We start from the raw sequence: 1,586 nt of genomic DNA, 5'->3' as shown, positions 1-1,586 counted from the left end.
GACGGCGCCAGGAGCGCCGCGACCCGCTCGGCCGCCGCCCCCGCCACCGCGGACCGCTGCGCCCAGCCCTCCGCCAGGCGCTCCCGCTCGGCGGCGAGTTCGGCGAGGGTGGCGCGGACCTGGTCGGGGTGGGTCGAGCCGACCGAGGTCTTGGCGCGCAGCCCGGCGTCGACGCTCAGCGACGCGTCCAGCAGCGCCCGCGGCCCGGACAGCCGGTGCCCGGCCTCCGCCGCGACGGCCGCCAGCAGCGCGGCGTCCCCGTCCGCCGGGGCCAGCCCCTTGTCCAGCGCCGCCTTGATGTAGCGGCCCGCGATCACCTGCGCGCTCCGCCACGGCACGCCCTCGTCCAGGGTCAGCCGGTTGGCCAGGGTGAAGCCGCCGAGGAACTCGCCCTCGCAGGCCGCCCGCATCCGGTCGGTGCGGAACACCAGCCCCTTGACCACGGCGAGCGCCAGCCGCAGCGTCGAACGCAGCGCCTCGGTCTGCACCCGCAGGTGCGCGCCGGCCTCCTTGGACACCTCGACGGTGTTGGTGTACGGGGTGTTGCGCTGCGCCGCCGCCAGTTCGGCCGCGCTGCCCGCCACCAGCGCGCAGCGGCCGCGGATCCGTTCCAGCACCGGGAAGTTCTTCTTCTGCGGCATCGCGGCGGAGATCCCGGAGAGCTCGTCCGGGAGGTCCAGGAAGCCGTGGGCGCTGCCGCCCCAGGCCATCAGGTCGGTGGTGAAGCGGCTGAGCGCCACGGCGAAGTGCGCCGCCTCGCCCGCGATCGCCAGCGCCCAGCCTCGCGAGGCGACGGCCACCAGGGCGTGCGGCTGGGGCCGGGCGAAGCCGAGCAGCTCGGCCATCCGGGAGCGGTCCCAGTCGAGTTCCTGCCCGGCCATGCTGCCGGCGCCCAGCGGTGAGGCGTCGATCTCGTCGTAGGCGGCCAGCAGCCGGCGCACGGCGGTCAACGTCTCGCTGGACAGGGCGGCCAGGTAGAAGCCGGGGCTGATCACCTGGGCGGCCTGGGAGTGGGTGTAGCCGGGCATCGGCACCTCGACCGCGCCCCCGGCCAGCTCGCGGACGGCCGCGTCGAAGGCCAGCAGGTCGGCGGCCAGCGCCCGGACCTGCTCGCGGGCGGACAGCAGTTGGGCGCAGACCTGGAGGTCGTTGCGGCTGCGGTCGGCGTGCCAGGCCGCGAACGGCGCGACCGGCCCGGCCGCGACGTGCCGCTCCAGGGCGAAGGAGATGTCCGACATGTTCTCGCGCGGGTTCGCGCGGACGGTCTCCGGGGAGACCTCGTCCAGCCGGGCGGCGATCGCGGCGGTGCCGGCCGCGTCGACCAGTCCCATCCGCCGGTACTCCAGCAGCAGCACCCGTTCGATCGCCACGTAGTGCCGCAGCAGGTGTTCGGCCTCGTAGGCGAACTGCGGTGCCAGCACCTCCTGGTGCCACACCTCGCTCGGTATGCCGTCGATCCGACCGGTCACCGTCATGACGTGCTCCTCAGCAGGTAGTCCTCGAGCAGGGCGCGCACGGGGGCGGGGGCGGACGGCGCGGTGCCGCCCGGCAACCGGGCGGTGCGGTCGGCGGGTTCGCGCGGCGGA

General features: G+C 75.7%; 1 protein-coding gene. It reads right to left on the bottom strand.

Features of this window, described 5'->3' with window-relative positions; genetic code table 11:
• On the bottom strand, positions 1–1,475 hold a 1,475-nt coding region (locus BG452_RS34540), incomplete at its 3' end, for a lyase family protein (protein WP_188308295.1).
• Positions 1,476–1,586: the final 111 nt, after the last annotated feature.

Origin of the sequence: Streptomyces sp. CBMA123 (genome assembly GCF_014596465.1) — a bacterium.
In the GTDB taxonomy this organism is placed as follows: domain Bacteria; phylum Actinomycetota; class Actinomycetes; order Streptomycetales; family Streptomycetaceae; genus Kitasatospora.
Note: the sequence above shows the minus strand (reverse complement) of the source record. Positions and strands in the feature narration are given on the sequence as shown.